15 protein-coding genes and 2 tRNA genes are annotated in these 15,359 nt (G+C 60.4%); 14 read left to right on the top strand and 3 right to left on the bottom strand.

Annotated elements, in window-relative coordinates:
- The first annotated feature begins 6 nt into the window (after window positions 1-6).
- From ileS to ispH, 4 genes are all read left to right on the top strand, one after another.
- A complete protein-coding gene (ileS, locus tag AC3ZU9_RS15575) occupies window positions 7-2,838 on the top strand; it encodes an isoleucine--tRNA ligase (protein ID WP_231810385.1) in 2,832 nt (943 codons plus the stop codon).
- Window positions 2,831-3,343 (top strand): signal peptidase II, encoded by a 513-nt coding sequence (gene lspA / locus AC3ZU9_RS15570; RefSeq protein ID WP_012722140.1) that lies wholly within the window; start codon window positions 2,831-2,833, stop codon window positions 3,341-3,343. The genes ileS and lspA overlap by 8 nt, the downstream gene beginning before the upstream one ends.
- A 7-nt stretch (window positions 3,344-3,350) precedes the next feature.
- On the top strand, window positions 3,351-3,788 hold the full coding sequence (gene fkpB, locus AC3ZU9_RS15565) for an FKBP-type peptidyl-prolyl cis-trans isomerase (protein ID WP_490090977.1): 438 nt from the start codon (window positions 3,351-3,353) through the stop codon (window positions 3,786-3,788).
- A 180-nt stretch (window positions 3,789-3,968) separates the two neighbouring features.
- Window positions 3,969-4,916: a 4-hydroxy-3-methylbut-2-enyl diphosphate reductase gene (gene ispH / locus AC3ZU9_RS15560; RefSeq protein WP_012722142.1), complete on the top strand. Its 948-nt coding sequence runs from the start codon at window positions 3,969-3,971 to the stop codon at window positions 4,914-4,916.
- Here the strand turns inward: ispH and AC3ZU9_RS15555 are convergent.
- The gene (locus AC3ZU9_RS15555) at window positions 4,870-5,451 is read right to left on the bottom strand and encodes a GspH/FimT family pseudopilin (RefSeq protein ID WP_490090959.1); all 582 of its coding nucleotides are present in this window, start codon (window positions 5,449-5,451) and stop codon (window positions 4,870-4,872) included. The two genes, ispH and AC3ZU9_RS15555, sit on opposite strands and share 47 nt — an antisense overlap.
- 193 nt (window positions 5,452-5,644) lie before the next feature.
- On the opposite strand from AC3ZU9_RS15555, the gene pilV reads away from it, so the two are divergent.
- The 5 genes from pilV (at window position 5,645) to thiO (ending at window position 8,968) form a co-directional block, all read left to right on the top strand.
- Window positions 5,645-6,130, top strand: coding sequence for a type IV pilus modification protein PilV (pilV, locus tag AC3ZU9_RS15550; RefSeq protein WP_043204762.1), 486 nt, complete (start codon window positions 5,645-5,647; stop codon window positions 6,128-6,130).
- Window positions 6,127-6,834, top strand: coding sequence for a prepilin-type N-terminal cleavage/methylation domain-containing protein (locus AC3ZU9_RS15545; protein ID WP_490090958.1), 708 nt, complete (start codon window positions 6,127-6,129; stop codon window positions 6,832-6,834). Before pilV ends, AC3ZU9_RS15545 begins: the two co-directional genes overlap by 4 nt.
- A gap of 7 nt (window positions 6,835-6,841) precedes the next feature.
- Window positions 6,842-7,372 (top strand): pilus assembly PilX family protein, encoded by a 531-nt coding sequence (locus tag AC3ZU9_RS15540; protein WP_102061824.1) that lies wholly within the window; start codon window positions 6,842-6,844, stop codon window positions 7,370-7,372.
- A 22-nt stretch (window positions 7,373-7,394) separates the two neighbouring features.
- On the top strand, window positions 7,395-7,796 hold the full coding sequence (locus AC3ZU9_RS15535; protein WP_012722147.1) for a type IV pilin protein: 402 nt from the start codon (window positions 7,395-7,397) through the stop codon (window positions 7,794-7,796).
- 62 nt (window positions 7,797-7,858) lie between these two features.
- On the top strand, window positions 7,859-8,968 hold the full coding sequence (gene thiO, locus AC3ZU9_RS15530; protein ID WP_046034089.1) for a glycine oxidase ThiO: 1,110 nt from the start codon (window positions 7,859-7,861) through the stop codon (window positions 8,966-8,968).
- On the opposite strand, the gene AC3ZU9_RS15525 is transcribed toward thiO, so the two are convergent.
- A complete protein-coding gene (locus tag AC3ZU9_RS15525) occupies window positions 8,955-9,188 on the bottom strand; it encodes a PP0621 family protein (RefSeq protein ID WP_046034087.1) in 234 nt (77 codons plus the stop codon). The two genes, thiO and AC3ZU9_RS15525, sit on opposite strands and share 14 nt — an antisense overlap.
- Window positions 9,189-9,312: 124 nt before the next feature.
- The gene (locus AC3ZU9_RS15520; RefSeq protein ID WP_012722150.1) at window positions 9,313-10,338 is read right to left on the bottom strand and encodes an outer membrane protein assembly factor BamD; all 1,026 of its coding nucleotides are present in this window, start codon (window positions 10,336-10,338) and stop codon (window positions 9,313-9,315) included.
- A 149-nt stretch (window positions 10,339-10,487) separates the two neighbouring features.
- Here AC3ZU9_RS15520 and rluD point away from each other — a divergent pair, with 149 nt between their 5' ends.
- The 5 genes from rluD (at window position 10,488) to AC3ZU9_RS15495 (ending at window position 15,358) form a co-directional block, all read left to right on the top strand.
- Entirely contained in the window at window positions 10,488-11,450 is a 963-nt protein-coding gene (gene rluD / locus AC3ZU9_RS15515; RefSeq protein WP_010565584.1) for a 23S rRNA pseudouridine(1911/1915/1917) synthase RluD, read from the top strand.
- Window positions 11,447-12,172: a peptidoglycan editing factor PgeF gene (gene pgeF / locus AC3ZU9_RS15510; RefSeq protein WP_122810037.1), complete on the top strand. Its 726-nt coding sequence runs from the start codon at window positions 11,447-11,449 to the stop codon at window positions 12,170-12,172. Before rluD ends, pgeF begins: the two co-directional genes overlap by 4 nt.
- Before the next feature lie 146 nt (window positions 12,173-12,318).
- Complete coding sequence (gene clpB, locus AC3ZU9_RS15505) at window positions 12,319-14,883, top strand: ATP-dependent chaperone ClpB (RefSeq protein ID WP_012722152.1); 2,565 nt, start codon at window positions 12,319-12,321, stop codon at window positions 14,881-14,883.
- Window positions 14,884-15,199: 316 nt separating this feature from the next.
- A tRNA-Asn gene (locus AC3ZU9_RS15500) sits at window positions 15,200-15,275 on the top strand.
- Between the two features lie 9 nt (window positions 15,276-15,284).
- Window positions 15,285-15,358 (top strand) — tRNA-Pro (locus AC3ZU9_RS15495).
- Window position 15,359: the final 1 nt, after the last annotated feature.

Below are 15,359 nucleotides of genomic sequence, written 5' to 3'. Positions count from 1 at the left end.
CCTTAAATGACCGACTATAAAGCCACGCTAAACCTTCCGGACACCGCCTTCCCAATGAAGGCCGGCCTGCCACAGCGCGAACCGCAGATCCTGCAGCGCTGGGACAGTATTGGCCTGTACGGAAAGTTGCGCGAGATTGGCAAGGATCGTCCGAAATTCGTCCTGCACGACGGCCCTCCTTATGCCAACGGCACGATTCACATCGGTCATGCGCTGAACAAGATTCTCAAGGACATGATCCTGCGCTCGAAGACCCTGTCGGGCTTCGACGCGCCGTATGTTCCGGGTTGGGACTGCCACGGCCTGCCGATCGAACACAAAGTCGAAGTGACCTACGGCAAGAACCTGGGCGCGGATAAAACCCGCGAGCTGTGCCGCGCCTACGCCACCGAGCAGATCGAAGGGCAGAAGTCTGAATTCATCCGCCTCGGCGTGCTGGGCGAGTGGGATAACCCCTACAAGACCATGAACTTCAAGAACGAGGCCGGTGAAATCCGTGCCTTGGCCGAAATCGTCAAAGGCGGTTTTGTGTTCAAGGGCCTAAAGCCCGTGAACTGGTGCTTTGACTGCGGTTCGGCCCTGGCCGAAGCGGAAGTCGAGTACGAAGACAAGAAGTCCTCGACCATTGACGTGGCCTTCCCGGTTGCCGACGACGCCAAGCTGGCCGAGGCCTTTGGCCTGGCAAGCCTGAGCAAGCCGGCGGCCATCGTGATCTGGACCACCACCCCGTGGACCATCCCGGCCAACCAAGCGCTGAACGTGCACCCGGAATTCACCTACGCCCTGGTGGACGTCGGTGATCGCCTGCTGGTGCTGGCCGAGGAAATGGTCGAGGCCTGCCTGGCTCGCTATGAATTGCAAGGTTCGGTGATTGCGACCACCACCGGCTCCGCGCTGGAACTGATCAACTTCCGTCACCCGTTCTATGACCGTCTGTCGCCGGTGTACCTGGCGGACTACGTTGAACTGGGCGCCGGCACCGGTATCGTTCACTCCGCGCCAGCTTATGGCGTGGACGACTTCGTGACCTGCAAAGCCTACGGCATGGTCAACGATGACATCCTGAACCCGGTGCAGAGCAATGGTGTGTACGCACCGTCGCTGGAGTTCTTCGGTGGCCAATTCATCTTCAAGGCCAATGATTCGATCATCGACAAGTTGTCGGAAGTCGGTTCGCTGTTGCACACCGAAACCATCAAGCACAGCTACATGCACTGCTGGCGTCACAAGACCCCGCTGATCTATCGCGCCACCGCGCAGTGGTTTATCGGCATGGACAAAGAACCGACCAGTGGCGACACCCTGCGTGTACGCTCGCTCAAGGCCATCGAAGACACCCAGTTTGTCCCGGCCTGGGGCCAGGCGCGCCTGCACTCGATGATCGCCAACCGTCCGGACTGGTGCATCTCCCGCCAGCGTAACTGGGGCGTGCCGATCCCGTTCTTCCTGAACAAGGAAAGCGGCGAGTTGCATCCACGTACCGTTGAGCTGATGGAAGAAGTGGCCCAGCGCGTTGAACTGGAAGGCATCGAAGCCTGGTTCAAAATGGACGCTGCCGAGCTGCTGGGCGATGAAGCGCCGCAGTACGACAAGATCAGCGACACCCTCGACGTATGGTTCGACTCGGGTACCACTCATTGGCACGTGCTGCGCGGCTCGCACCCGATGGGTCACGAAACCGGCCCGCGTGCCGACCTGTACCTGGAAGGCTCCGACCAACACCGTGGCTGGTTCCACTCGTCGCTGCTGACCGGTTGCGCCATCGACAACCACGCGCCGTACCGCGAACTGCTGACCCACGGCTTCACCGTCGACGAGACGGGCCGCAAGATGTCCAAGTCGCTGAAGAACGTGATCGAGCCGAAAAAGATCAACGACACCCTGGGCGCCGACATCATGCGTCTGTGGGTCGCCTCGACCGATTACTCGGGCGAAATCGCCGTGTCCGACCAGATCCTGGCTCGTAGCGCCGATGCCTACCGTCGTATCCGTAATACCGCACGCTTCCTGCTGTCGAACCTGACCGGTTTCAACCCGGCCACCGACATCCTGCCGGCCGAGGACATGCTCGCCCTGGACCGTTGGGCCGTGGACCGTACCCTGTTGCTGCAGCGTGAGTTGCAGGAAAACTACGGCGAATACCGTTTCTGGAACGTGTACTCGAAGATCCACAACTTCTGCGTGCAGGAGCTGGGTGGCTTCTACCTCGACATCATCAAGGACCGCCAGTACACCACCGGCGCCAACAGCAAGGCGCGCCGTTCGGCGCAGACCGCGCTGTACCACATCTCCGAAGCGCTGGTGCGCTGGATCGCGCCGATCCTGGCCTTCACCGCCGACGAACTGTGGGAATACCTGCCGGGCGAGCGTAACGAGTCGGTGATGCTCAACACCTGGTACGAAGGCCTGACCGAACTGCCGGCCGACTTCGAGCTGGGCCGCGAGTACTGGGAAGGCGTGATGGCTGTCAAAGTCGCGGTGAACAAGGAGCTGGAAGTACAGCGTGCGGCCAAGGCCGTCGGTGGCAACCTGCAAGCCGAAGTCACCCTGTTCGCCGAGGAAGGCCTGACTGCCGACCTGGCCAAGCTGAGCAACGAGCTGCGCTTCGTGCTGATCACCTCCACCGCGAGCCTGGCACCCTTTGCCCAGGCCCCGGCGGATGCGGTGGCGACCGAAGTGCCGGGCCTCAAGCTCAAAGTGGTCAAGTCGGCCTTCCCTAAGTGCGCCCGTTGCTGGCACTGCCGCGAAGATGTCGGCGTGAACCCTGAGCATCCGGAAATCTGTGGTCGTTGTGTCGACAACATCTCGGGTGCTGGTGAGGTTCGTCACTATGCCTAACGCTTCCAGCCGTTTCGGACGTTTGGGCCTGCTCGTACTGAGCGTGCTGGTCCTGGTCATCGACCAGGTCAGCAAGGCTCATTTCGAGGGTTCCCTGGAGATGTTCCAGCAAATCGTGGTGATCCCGGATTACTTCAGCTGGACCCTGGCCTACAACACCGGCGCCGCTTTCAGCTTTTTGGCTGACGGCGGTGGCTGGCAGCGCTGGTTGTTCGCTGTGATTGCCTTGGTGGTCAGTGCGGTGCTGGTGGTATGGCTCAAGCGCCTTGGTCGCGATGACACTTGGCTGGCCGTTGCCCTGGCACTGGTGCTCGGCGGCGCGCTGGGCAACCTGTACGACCGCATTGCCTTGGGCCATGTGATCGACTTCATTCTGGTGCATTGGCAGAACCGCCATTACTTCCCGGCGTTCAACTTTGCCGACAGCGCCATCACCGTCGGTGCAATCATGCTGGCGTTGGATATGTTCAAAAGCAAGAAAACCGGAGAGACCGTCAATGACTGATCAGGTATTGGCTGAGCAACGTATCCGCCAGAACACGGAAGTCACTTTGCATTTTGCATTGCGCCTTGAGAATGGCGACACGGTCGACAGCACGTTCGACAAAGCCCCGGCGACCTTCAAGGTCGGTGATGGCAACCTGCTGCCGGGTTTCGAAGCGGCCCTGTTCGGCTTCAAGGCGGGCGACAAGCGCACCTTGCAGATCCTGCCGGAAAACGCCTTTGGCCAGCCCAACCCGCAAAACGTGCAGATCATCCCGCGTTCGCAGTTCCAGGACATGGACTTGTCGGAAGGCCTGCTGGTGATCTTCAACGATGCGGCGAATACCGAGCTGCCCGGTGTGGTGAAAACCTTCGATGACGCGCAAGTGACCATCGACTTCAACCACCCGTTGGCCGGTAAAACCTTGACGTTCGACGTTGAAATCATCGACGTTAAAGCGATCTGATCAACGACGCAGTTCAGAAAATGTGGGAGGGGGCTTGCCCTCGATAGCTGAGTGTCAGTCAGTGCATCTGTGACTGACCCACCGCCATCGGGGGTAAGCCCCCTCCCACCTTTGATCTTCATTGTCAGTTGGGTTAGCGTCACGCCTGACCCAAAACGGCTGCAAGACACGAGGCACAGCATGCAAATCAAACTCGCCAACCCCCGTGGCTTCTGCGCTGGCGTGGACCGGGCGATTGAAATCGTCAACCGCGCTCTGGAAGTCTTCGGGCCGCCGATTTATGTGCGCCATGAAGTCGTCCACAATAAATTCGTGGTCGAAGACCTGCGCGCCCGCGGCGCCATCTTTGTCGAAGAGCTGGACCAGGTGCCGGATGACGTTATCGTCATTTTCAGCGCCCACGGTGTGTCCCAGGCAGTGCGTACCGAAGCGGCAGGCCGTGGCCTGAAAGTCTTCGATGCCACCTGCCCACTGGTCACCAAGGTCCATATCGAGGTCGCACGCTACAGCCGTGACGGTCGCGAGTGCATCCTGATCGGCCACGCCGGCCACCCGGAAGTCGAAGGCACCATGGGCCAGTACGACGCCAGCAATGGCGGCGCCATTTACTTGGTGGAAGACGAAAAAGATGTCGCCAACCTGCAGGTGCAGAACCCCGAGCGCCTGGCATTCGTGACCCAGACCACCTTGTCCATGGACGACACCAGCCGCGTGATCGACGCGCTGCGCAGTCGCTTCCCGGCCATCGGCGGGCCGCGCAAGGACGATATCTGCTACGCCACCCAGAACCGACAGGACGCGGTCAAGCAACTGGCCGATGAATGCGATGTGGTTCTGGTTGTCGGCAGCCCCAACAGCTCCAACTCCAACCGCCTGCGTGAGTTGGCTGAGCGCATGGCAACGCCTGCGTACCTGATCGACGGCGCTGAAGACATGCAGCGCAGCTGGTTCGATGGGGTCGAGCGTATCGGCATCACGGCAGGCGCTTCGGCCCCCGAAGTGCTGGTGCGCGGTGTTATCCAGCAACTGCACGCCTGGGGGGCGACGGGTGCTGATGAACTGGCCGGTCGCGAGGAGAACATCACGTTCTCCATGCCCAAGGAACTGCGGGTTCGCTCATTGCTCTGAGTGCCCGGCTGCCGGATTGATTCCGGCACAGCGCCTGCTCGGCACTGTCGCTGCGCAGGCTGATCCGCCCGCTGGGCGCCAGCACGATCTGATGCAGGCTCTGCGCCTGCTCCCTGGCGCACACATGCACAGTGCCGGCACGGAATCCGCCGCCTGAAAATATCGGCTCGCCCAGGCCGCTGAAGCGAACCTGGCTCTTGAGCGGTCCATTGCCCACGATCGGACCCCGCATACTGTCTTGGCGCTCCAGCAGCACCGGGTTGTCCTCGTCCAAGTGGCCGCGTCCGCTGACGTCCACGATTACCCGCCAACCCAGGCTCCAATCATCTTCCAATGCGTGAATGACCACCGGGCGGTTGCGTGCGACGGCCTCGGCGCGTGCGTAGCGTAGCCCGCCGGCCAAGGATTGCGCCGCACTGTATCGCTGCTGTGATTCCAACAGGCTCTTGAAGTTGGGCACTGCCAGGTTGGCCAGGATGCCACTCACGATCAGTCCGAGCAGCAGTTCGATCAGGGTGAAGCCTCGTTGCTGCATGTGTCATCCCTCCGTGGATGTGGGTGCAGCCCTAGGTATAGCGCTCAAGCGATCGCGTTGAATGATGGCCTTTATGTCCAAAGTATTTCCCTTTGTTCCTGGAGCAGCGCAGGCGAAAAACCGACGCTAGTCTTGGGCCGCACAGCAGGTTTCACCTGCTCTTTTTCGGACCTCGACACGGATGACGACGGTAATGCTTGTCTGCACGAACACCTGTTTGCCCCACGCCTTAACCCGGCAACAAACCGGCATGACGCTGATCGAGGTGCTGGTCTCGGTACTGATTCTGGCCATCGGCCTGCTGGGCGCGGCGGTGATCCAGCTCAATGCGCTCAAATACACGGACAGTTCCAGAATGACCAGCCAGGCCAGTTTCATTGCCTACGACATGCTCGACCGAATCCGCGCCAATGCCGCCGCCGATTACACGTGGGGCCGAGCTGAGCGTGCGCTGGCCAATACCGCTACCGCCAACGTGCGCGACCTGGACCTGCACGATTTCGAGGCCAATATTCTCGGATTTGCAGGGGAGAGCGCCAAAGGCTCGGTGTCGGTCAGTGGGCGTGAGGTGGTCGTCAGTATCAGCTGGGACGACAGTCGAGGCACAAACAGGCCGGGTGCCCGGGAAACCTTCACCCTGACCAGCCGCATAGGCGATGAGCCGGCGGTGGCGCAGTGAGGCGGCGAGCTCGAGGTTTCAGCCTGGTGGAGTTGCTGCTGGCTCTGGCCTTGGGGTTGGTGCTGGTCCTCGGTGTCAGCCAGGTGGCGATCAACGCCAACACCACCCACGCCAGCCAGCAGGCCGCTCTGTTACTGCAGGATGATGCGCGGTTTGTGCTGGGCAAGATGCTCCAGGATATCCGTCAGGCGGGCATGTTTGGCTGTTTGGCCACAGGGGTTATCGAGAATGCTCCACCGGCTTTTGATCGGCCGGTCAGCTGGAGCGTCGGGGGGGATGCACAATCGCTGACGCTGGTGACCACGGATGTCGGCGATGGGAATGGTAAGCCGGACTGGACGGTGTTGTCCGATTGCACCGGGACCGCCCAGGCCTATACCGGAAACGCCCCCGCGCCTGCCCCCGGACAGATCCGTTTTGCACTGCGTCAACTGACCTACACCTTCGAAGCGGGCCAATTGAAGGTCAGCACGCCTGCCTCGCCCGCCAAGGCGGTACTGGTGGATAACGTGCAGGCGTTCGATCTCAGTTTTGGCGTGGCCGCCAAGCCCACCTCGATGGAGGTGGAGCGCTACGACGCCAGGCCGGCCGACGCGTCGCTGATACGCAGTGTGCGCATCCTGATGACCCTGCAAGACCCTGCCGGCCGGGTCAAAGATCAAACCTACAGCGTCGTGGCGGCGTTGCGTAACCGTGTGGGGTAGGGCGGCCATGGTGCTCACAAAGGCGATTCGTTTCCGCCAGGCCGGCATGGTGCTGCTGATCAGCCTGGTGTTCTTGTTGCTGTTGTCGCTGATCGGTTTGTCATCGATGCAGGGCGCGGTCATTCAGCAAAAGATCACGGGCAGCCTCTGGCACCGTAATCAGTCGCTGCAAAGTGCCGAGAGTGGCTTGAGGCGCGGAGAGTCAGCGATACAACAGTCATTTTCGACACTGCCCTTGTGCCGGTCGATTGTCACCTGTGCGCCACCGCAGGCGGCCTTTTCGGTGCTTGCGCCCGGAGTGGACCCTGGTTCGGGCGTCACCTGGGTTGCGCTGACAGGCGGTCTGTACGGCATTCAATTCCTGGGGCCGGCTGTAGGGCTGGCGCACCTGCCACCGCAAACGCCGGCGGCGGTGTATCGAGTGACGGCAGTCGGGCTAAGCGGCCAATTGCGCACAGTATTGGAGAGCGTCTACGCGCGGACAGAACAGGAGGGCAATTCGCGTTTTCGGCGAGTGGCATGGCGACAACTTCAATAGACGCACATAAGGAGCAATTGGAATGGGCATGGACAGCCAAGGCTTTACCCTGATCGAGCTACTCATCGCCGTGGCGATCACCGCGGTCGTGGCCGGGATTGCTTACCCTGGGTATACCGGCCATCTCAAAAAGGTGTATCGCGCTGAGATCGTCGCGCTATTGACCGAGCAGGCTCACTACCTGGAGCGATTTTATGCGAGGAACGGCACTTTTATTGACGCAAGCAGCGTCAGTGGGGGCAATGATCGCTATAGAATCACCGCTGCATTGAACCCCCAGGATTTTCAGCTGCTGGCCACGCCGGTCGTCGATTCGGTGATGGCCGGTGACCCTTGCGGCGACTACGGTCTGACCGGCACGGGCGCGCGGACGAATCCGGGCGCGGCACCTGACATGTCCCGCAAGCTGTGCTGGGGGCAATGATGAGGGTTCTGGATGATTGGGCGCCGGGCGCGCTTGTTCCTATTTATCGGCTGGATCAAATGATGGCTAAGCAACAGCAAGTGGTGATTGTCGGTGGCGGAGTCATCGGCTTGTTGACGGCGTTCAACCTGGCCACCCAAGGGCAGGCGGTTGTGCTGCTGGAGCGCGCGGGATTGGGGCAGGAGTCATCCTGGGCCGGTGGTGGCATCGTCTCGCCCTTGTATCCGTGGCGCTATAGCCCGGCGGTCACGGCGCTGGCCCATTGGTCACAGGATTTTTATCCACAGCTGGCGGAGCACTTGTTTGCTGCGACGGGTGTCGACCCAGAGGTGCACACCACAGGGCTGTACTGGCTGGACCTGGACGACGAAGCCGAAGCTCTCGCCTGGGCGGCACGGGAAGGCCGTCCACTGAGTAAAGTGGACATCTCGGCCGCCCATGACGCCGTTCCGGTGCTGGGTGGCGGGTACTCCCAGGCGATCTATATGGCCAACGTCGCCAATGTGCGCAACCCGCGCTTGGTCAAATCCCTCAAGGCAGCGCTGCTGGCGTTACCCGGCGTGACCCTTCATGAGCAGTGCGAAGTGACCGGGTTTGTCGTGGACGCCGGTAACGTGGTGGGTGTGAACACGGCGCAGGGCCCGGTTCTCGGCGACCAAGTAGTACTGGCGGCGGGAGCCTGGAGCGGTGAGTTGCTTGGCACCCTGGGTTTGTCGCTTCCGGTGGAGCCAGTCAAAGGCCAGATGATTCTGTACAAATGCGCCTCGGACTTCCTGTCAAGCATGGTGCTTGCCAAGGGGCGTTATGCAATCCCTCGGCGTGACGGGCATATCCTGATCGGCAGTACTCTGGAGCATGAAGGTTTCGATAAGACGCCCACCGACAAGGCGCTTGAAAGCCTCAAGGCGTCAGCGGTGGAGTTGATTCCCGCGCTGGCGGACGCCGAAGTCGTCGGGCATTGGGCCGGATTGCGCCCCGGTTCGCCGGAGGGCATTCCTTACATCGGCCCGGTGCCGGGCTTCAAGGGGTTGTGGCTCAACTGCGGGCATTACCGCAACGGCCTGGTGCTCGCGCCAGCGTCCTGCCAGTTGTTTGCCGATTTGCTGCTGATGCGTGCGCCGATCATCGACCCGGCGCCTTATGCACCCGAAGGTCGGATCAACGCTGGATAGACTTCGGCCCTTGCTCCAGGTGCGCCTGGGTGCAATACCACTCCTGGCGTGAGCTCAAGGCGCGATCCTGCGGCAAGTGCACGCCGCAGTGGGCGCAGCGCACCATCAGGGCAGCGCCAGGTTCACTGGCGCGTTGCTGTTTAGCGGCCGGGCTTTTGAATTTGCGCCAGAACCATACTGCGGCGGCAATGACGGCAATCCAGAACAATAAACGAAGCATGATGGGCAGTTTCTCGACGAGGAATGCGCCAGTTTAGCCAAGGACGTGTCAGGCGCACAGCGCAATAATACCGCCCACAAAAAAGGAGCCTCGAAAGGCTCCTTTTTGATGACGCAGGGTGCAATCAGTCGAACACACCGAAGGTCATGTAGCTGAACCACGAGCGGTCCTGGTTGTTGCCCTGGGCCTGTGGCTCTTCCTCTTCGATTACGTCGCCGTTCTCGTCGTGAGGCTTGAGCTCCGAAGGAATGGCTTCCTTGGCGTCCTGGAACTGCTTGATCACGTCCTGGTTGGCGCGGGTTTCGCCCGGCGGCAGCGGTGGACGGGACTCGATCAGGCCCAGGGTGTACTTGCTCAGCCACGAACGGTTGTCGGCTTCGGCAACCTGAGGCACGAACTGGCCGTCTTTCAGGCTTGGGTGGTCCGGGTAGTTGAGCTTGAGGGTTTCCAGGCTGGTGCTGGCCAGCTCGTCCAGGTGCAGACGCTGGTAAGCCTCGGTCATCACGGCCAGGCCGTCACCCACGGAAGGGGTTTCCTGGAAGTTTTCGACAACATAACGGCCACGGTTGGCGGCTGCTACGTAGGCCTGACGCGTCAGGTAGTAGTGGGCCACGTGGATCTCGTAGGACGCCAGCAGGTTGCGCAGGTAGATCATGCGCTGCTTGGCGTCCGGCGCGTAGCGGCTGTTGGGGTAGCGGCTGGTCAGCTGGGCGAACTCGTTGTAGGAGTCGCGGGCAGCGCCTGGGTCACGCTTGGTCATGTCCAGCGGCAGGAAGCGCGCCAGCAGGCCGACGTCCTGGTCGAACGAAGTCAGGCCCTTCATGTAGTAGGCGTAGTCGACGTTCGGGTGCTGCGGATGCAGGCGGATGAAACGCTCGGCGGCGGACTTGGCGGCTTCCGGCTCGGCGTTCTTGTAGTTGGCGTAGATCAGTTCGAGCTGGGCCTGGTCGGCATAACGCCCGAACGGATAGCGCGACTCCAGTGCCTTCAGCTTCGCTGTGGCGCTGGTGTAGCTATTGTTGTCCAGGTCTTTCTGAGCCAGTTGGTACAACTCGACTTCGCTCAGGTTTTCGTCGACGACGTCCTTTGTTGACGAGCAAGCAGCAGTCATGGCGAGGATGGCGATCAGCAGCAGGTGTTTCACTTGCATGGCGGCTTGCGTCCCTATGACGGCCGCTGTCTTGGGCGGGGCCGTCCTGTTATGATGAGCGCCCCGTTGAAAGCCTCGGGGCAAAAGACGCCGTATTTAACCACAAGCGCGCAGCCGAAACCAAAGGCTACGCCACGCCTAGTCTGAGCATGTCCGATAAAATTGAACTTCGCGCAGAGGTGCCGTCCGAATTGGGCGGCCAACGCCTCGATCAAGTCGCCGCACAATTATTCGCTGAGCACTCGCGCTCGCGCCTTTCCGCCTGGATCAAAGACGGCCGCCTGACTGTGGATGGAGCGGTTATCCGCCCGCGAGACATAGTCCATGGTGGTGCGATTCTTGAGCTGACTGCCGAGCAGGAAGCCCAGGGAGAATGGGTCGCCCAAGACATCGAGCTGGATATCGTCTATGAAGACGACGACATCCTGGTCATCAACAAACCCGCAGGCCTGGTGGTTCACCCGGCGGCCGGGCACGCTGATGGCACCTTGCTCAATGCCCTGTTGCACCATGTGCCGGACATCATCAACGTCCCGCGCTGCGGCATCGTGCACCGTCTGGACAAGGACACCACCGGATTGATGGTGGTGGCCAAGACCATTCAGGCTCAGACGCAGTTGGTCACACAATTGCAGAGCCGCAGCGTCAGCCGGATCTACGAATGCATCGTGATCGGCGTTGTGGTGGCGGGAGGCAAGATCAACGCGCCAATCGGTCGTCACGGCCAGCAGCGCCAGCGTATGGCGGTGATGGAGGGCGGCAAGCAGGCCGTGAGCCACTACCGTGTGCTCGAGCGTTTCCGCTCCCACACCCATGTGCGGGTCAAGCTGGAGACCGGGCGTACCCACCAGATTCGCGTCCATATGGCGCATATCAACTTCCCGTTGGTCGGTGATCCGGCCTACGGCGGGCGCTTCCGTATTCCACCGGCGGCCAGCGCAACTATGGTTGAATCGTTGAAAACCTTCCCGCGCCAGGCACTGCACGCACGCTTCCTGGAACTGGACCATCCGACGAGCGGTAAGCGGATGAGCTGGGAATCGCCTCTGCCGGACGATCTGGTCTGGTTGTTGTCGTTGCTCAAGCAGGATCGCGAGGCGTTTGTCGGGTGAGCGACTGGCTGATACCTGACTGGCCCGCACCGGCCCAGGTCAAAGCCTGCGTCACTACGCGTGCGGGCGGCGTCAGCCTGGCGCCGTTCGACAGCCTCAACCTGGGCGATCATGTCGAGGACAGCCTGGAGGCCGTCCTTGAAAATCGCCGTCGTCTGACCGATGTATTCGACATACAGCCTGCCTGGTTGCGCCAAGTCCACGGAGTCACCGTGGTTGAGGCCGATCCGTCGCGCACCGCCGAAGCTGATGGCAGTTGGACCAGCACCCCCGGCATCGCCTGCACCTCCATGACCGCCGATTGCCTGCCTGCGTTGTTCTGCAACCGTGCTGGTACCCGTGTGGCTGCTGCTCATGCCGGTTGGCGTGGGCTGGCGGCGGGCGTCCTGGAAGCGGCGTTCGAAAGCCTCGATGCCCAGCCTGATGACGTATTGGTCTGGCTCGGCCCAGCGATTGGTCCGCAAGCTTTTGAAGTCGGCCCGGAAGTGCGTGAAGCCTTCATGCAGCAACTGCCGGCCACCGCCGAAGCCTTTGTGCCCAGCCGCAACACCGGCAAGTTCATGGCCGACATCTATAAGCTCGCCCGTTTGCGCCTCGCCGCGCGCGGTGTCACGGCTGTTTATGGTGGTGGGTTCTGCACGGTGACCGACCCGCGCTTCTTTTCCTACCGGCGCAGCCCCCGCACCGGACGTTTCGCCTCGCTTATCTGGCTTGAACGCTAGACTCTCTTGACCTGGGTCAAACCCGGTCCATATCGACCATCGCTCGCTTGAATCTTGCAGAATCCTCCCCATCTATAGGGGTATCTGGCAGGTTTCTTCATTCAGGATGTTTTATAGCTCCGGCCTGCTCAAAAGGAAGGTGACTAATGCGTATTGATCGTTTAACCAGCAAATTGCAGTTGGCACTGTCTGACTCTCAATCCTTGGCGGTGGGCCTCGACCACCCGGCCATTGAGCCTGCGCACTTGATGCAGGCGCTTCTGGAGCAGCAAGGTGGTTCTATCAAACCCTTGCTGATGCAGGTGGGCTTTGACGTCAACAGCCTGCGCAAGGAGTTGAGCAAAGAGCTCGACCAACTGCCGAAAATCCAAAATCCTACCGGCGACGTGAATATGTCGCAGGATCTGGCGCGCCTGCTTAACCAGGCGGACCGCTTGGCCCAGCAGAAAGGTGACCAGTTCATCTCCAGTGAACTGGTGCTGCTCGCGGCCATGGACGAGAACAGCAAGCTCGGCAAGTTGTTGCTGGGTCAGGGCGTGAGCAAGAAAGCACTGGAAAACGCCATCAACAACCTGCGTGGCGGCGATGCGGTGAACGACCCCAACCACGAGGAGTCGCGCCAGGCCTTGGATAAATACACCGTTGACCTGACCAAGCGCGCCGAAGAGGGCAAGCTTGACCCGGTGATTGGCCGTGACGATGAAATCCGTCGCACCATCCAAGTGCTGCAACGTCGTACCAAGAACAACCCGGTATTGATCGGTGAGCCTGGCGTGGGTAAAACCGCGATTGCCGAAGGGCTGGCCCAGCGCATCATCAACGGTGAAGTGCCGGACGGCCTCAAAGGCAAGCGCCTGCTGTCCCTGGACATGGGGTCGTTGATCGCCGGTGCCAAGTTCCGTGGCGAGTTCGAAGAACGCCTGAAATCCCTGCTCAATGAGCTGTCGAAGCAGGAAGGGCAGATCATTCTGTTTATCGACGAGCTGCACACCATGGTCGGCGCCGGTAAAGGCGAAGGCTCGATGGACGCTGGTAACATGCTCAAGCCTGCCTTGGCGCGGGGTGAGTTGCACTGCGTGGGTGCGACCACGCTCAACGAATACCGCCAGTACATTGAAAAGGACGCGGCCCTTGAGCGTCGTTTCCAGAAAGTGCTGGTGGAAGAGCCGAGCGAAGAAGACACCATCGCCATCCTGCGTGGCTTGAAAGAACGCTATGAGGTCCACCACAAGGTGGCGATCACCGACGGCGCGATCATTGCGGCGGCCAAATTGAGCCATCGCTATATCACCGACCGTCAGTTGCCCGACAAGGCCATCGACTTGATCGACGAAGCGGCCAGCCGTATCCGCATGGAAATCGACTCCAAGCCGGAAGTGCTCGACCGTCTGGACCGGCGCCTGATTCAACTGAAAGTTGAGTCCCAGGCCCTGAAGAAAGAAGAAGACGACGCGGCGAAGAAACGCCTGGAAAAACTCCAGGAAGAAATCGTCCGTCTGGAACGTGAGTATTCGGATCTGGAAGAAATCTGGACCTCGGAAAAAGCCGAAGTACAGGGCTCTGCCCAGATCCAGCAAAAGATCGAGCAGTCGCGGCAGGAACTTGAAGCTGCCCGCCGTAAAGGCGACCTGAACCGCATGGCCGAATTGCAGTACGGGGTGATCCCTGACCTGGAGCGCAGCCTGCAGATGGTCGACCAGCACGGCAAAAGCGAGAACCAGTTGCTGCGCAGCAAGGTGACCGAGGAAGAAATTGCCGAAGTCGTCTCCAAGTGGACCGGTATCCCGGTGTCGAAGATGCTCGAAGGCGAGCGCGACAAGCTGCTGAAAATGGAAAGCCTGTTGCACCAGCGTGTCATCGGTCAGGAAGAGGCCGTGGTGGCGGTGTCCAATGCGGTGCGGCGCTCCCGGGCCGGTTTGTCCGACCCGAATCGTCCGAGCGGCTCGTTCATGTTCCTCGGCCCGACCGGCGTGGGTAAGACCGAGCTGTGCAAGGCGTTGGCCGAGTTCCTCTTTGATACTGAAGAGGCCATGGTGCGAATCGACATGTCTGAGTTCATGGAGAAACACTCGGTGGCTCGCCTGATTGGCGCTCCACCAGGCTATGTGGGCTACGAGGAGGGCGGTTACCTGACCGAAGCCGTGCGGCGTAAGCCTTACTCGGTGATCCTGCTGGATGAGGTCGAGAAGGCGCACCCGGATGTGTTCAACATCCTCTTGCAAGTGCTGGAGGATGGCCGCCTGACCGACAGCCACGGGCGTACGGTGGACTTCCGCAACACGGTGATCGTGATGACCTCCAACCTGGGCTCGGCGCAGATCCAGGAACTGGTGGGCGACCGTGAAGCCCAGCGTGCGGCGGTGATGGATGCGTTGACCACGCACTTCCGCCCGGAATTCATTAACCGGGTCGATGAAGTGGTGATCTTTGAGCCTTTGGCACGGGATCAGATTGCGGGCATCACCGAGATCCAACTGGGTCGTCTGCGTGGGCGTCTGACCGAGCGCGAGTTGTCGCTGGACCTGAGCCAGGAGGCGTTGGACAAGCTGATCGCGGTGGGTTACGACCCGGTGTATGGCGCACGGCCGTTGAAACGGGCGATCCAGCGCTGGATCGAGAACCCGTTGGCCCAGCTGATCCTGTCTGGCAGCTTTATGCCAGGGACCAGCGTTACGGCAACGGTGGAAAACGACGAAATCGTCTTCCACTGAGCCCCAACTGCTGGGTAATAAGAGAAGGCCTCGCTTTGCGAGGCCTTTTTTTTCGATAGGGCGTTGAACTGTAAGGCAAAGGCTTGTAAAGTGCGCCCCGCAGCAACGTCAGCCCACGGGTTTCTTCTCCCCAAGAAGAAATCAGAAACAAGCGCAAATCATTGTCTTAAAAGCAATTTAAAGGGTTGACAGGGTTTTTTAAGATTGTAGAATAGCGCGCCTCAGAGACACGAACGTAGCGATACGGAAAGGTCGAAGAGAAGGTTACACCGCAGTAAAAATGCTTTGAAATAAGTAACACTTTGAAATATGTAGTTCCGTGATAGCTCAGTCGGTAGAGCAAATGACTGTTAATCATTGGGTCCCAGGTTCGAGTCCTGGTCACGGAGCCAATTTCAAACCGGGGTATAGCGCAGTCCGGTAGCGCGCCTGCTTTGGGAGCAGGATGTCAGGAGTTCGAATCCCCTTACCCCGAC

This window comes from Pseudomonas sp. A39 (assembly GCF_058145955.1).
This window is presented reverse-complemented; position numbering and strand designations above follow the sequence as displayed.

What these genes read in the sequence shown, in the direction of transcription:
- lspA (WP_012722140.1), top strand. Translation starts at nt 2,831, where the DNA reads ATGCCTAACGCTTCCAGCCGTTTCGGACGTTTGGGCCTGCTCGTACTG.
- ileS (WP_231810385.1), top strand. Translation starts at nt 7, where the DNA reads ATGACCGACTATAAAGCCACGCTAAACCTTCCGGACACCGCCTTCCCA.
- pilV (WP_043204762.1), top strand. Translation starts at nt 5,645, where the DNA reads ATGCTTGTCTGCACGAACACCTGTTTGCCCCACGCCTTAACCCGGCAA.
- AC3ZU9_RS15540 (WP_102061824.1), top strand. Translation starts at nt 6,842, where the DNA reads ATGGTGCTCACAAAGGCGATTCGTTTCCGCCAGGCCGGCATGGTGCTG.
- AC3ZU9_RS15555 (WP_490090959.1), bottom strand. Translation starts at nt 5,451, where the DNA reads ATGCAGCAACGAGGCTTCACCCTGATCGAACTGCTGCTCGGACTGATC.
- clpB (WP_012722152.1), top strand. Translation starts at nt 12,319, where the DNA reads ATGCGTATTGATCGTTTAACCAGCAAATTGCAGTTGGCACTGTCTGAC.
- ispH (WP_012722142.1), top strand. Translation starts at nt 3,969, where the DNA reads ATGCAAATCAAACTCGCCAACCCCCGTGGCTTCTGCGCTGGCGTGGAC.
- rluD (WP_010565584.1), top strand. Translation starts at nt 10,488, where the DNA reads ATGTCCGATAAAATTGAACTTCGCGCAGAGGTGCCGTCCGAATTGGGC.
- AC3ZU9_RS15525 (WP_046034087.1), bottom strand. Translation starts at nt 9,188, where the DNA reads ATGCTTCGTTTATTGTTCTGGATTGCCGTCATTGCCGCCGCAGTATGG.
- thiO (WP_046034089.1), top strand. Translation starts at nt 7,859, where the DNA reads ATGGCTAAGCAACAGCAAGTGGTGATTGTCGGTGGCGGAGTCATCGGC.
- AC3ZU9_RS15520 (WP_012722150.1), bottom strand. Translation starts at nt 10,338, where the DNA reads ATGCAAGTGAAACACCTGCTGCTGATCGCCATCCTCGCCATGACTGCT.
- AC3ZU9_RS15535 (WP_012722147.1), top strand. Translation starts at nt 7,395, where the DNA reads ATGGGCATGGACAGCCAAGGCTTTACCCTGATCGAGCTACTCATCGCC.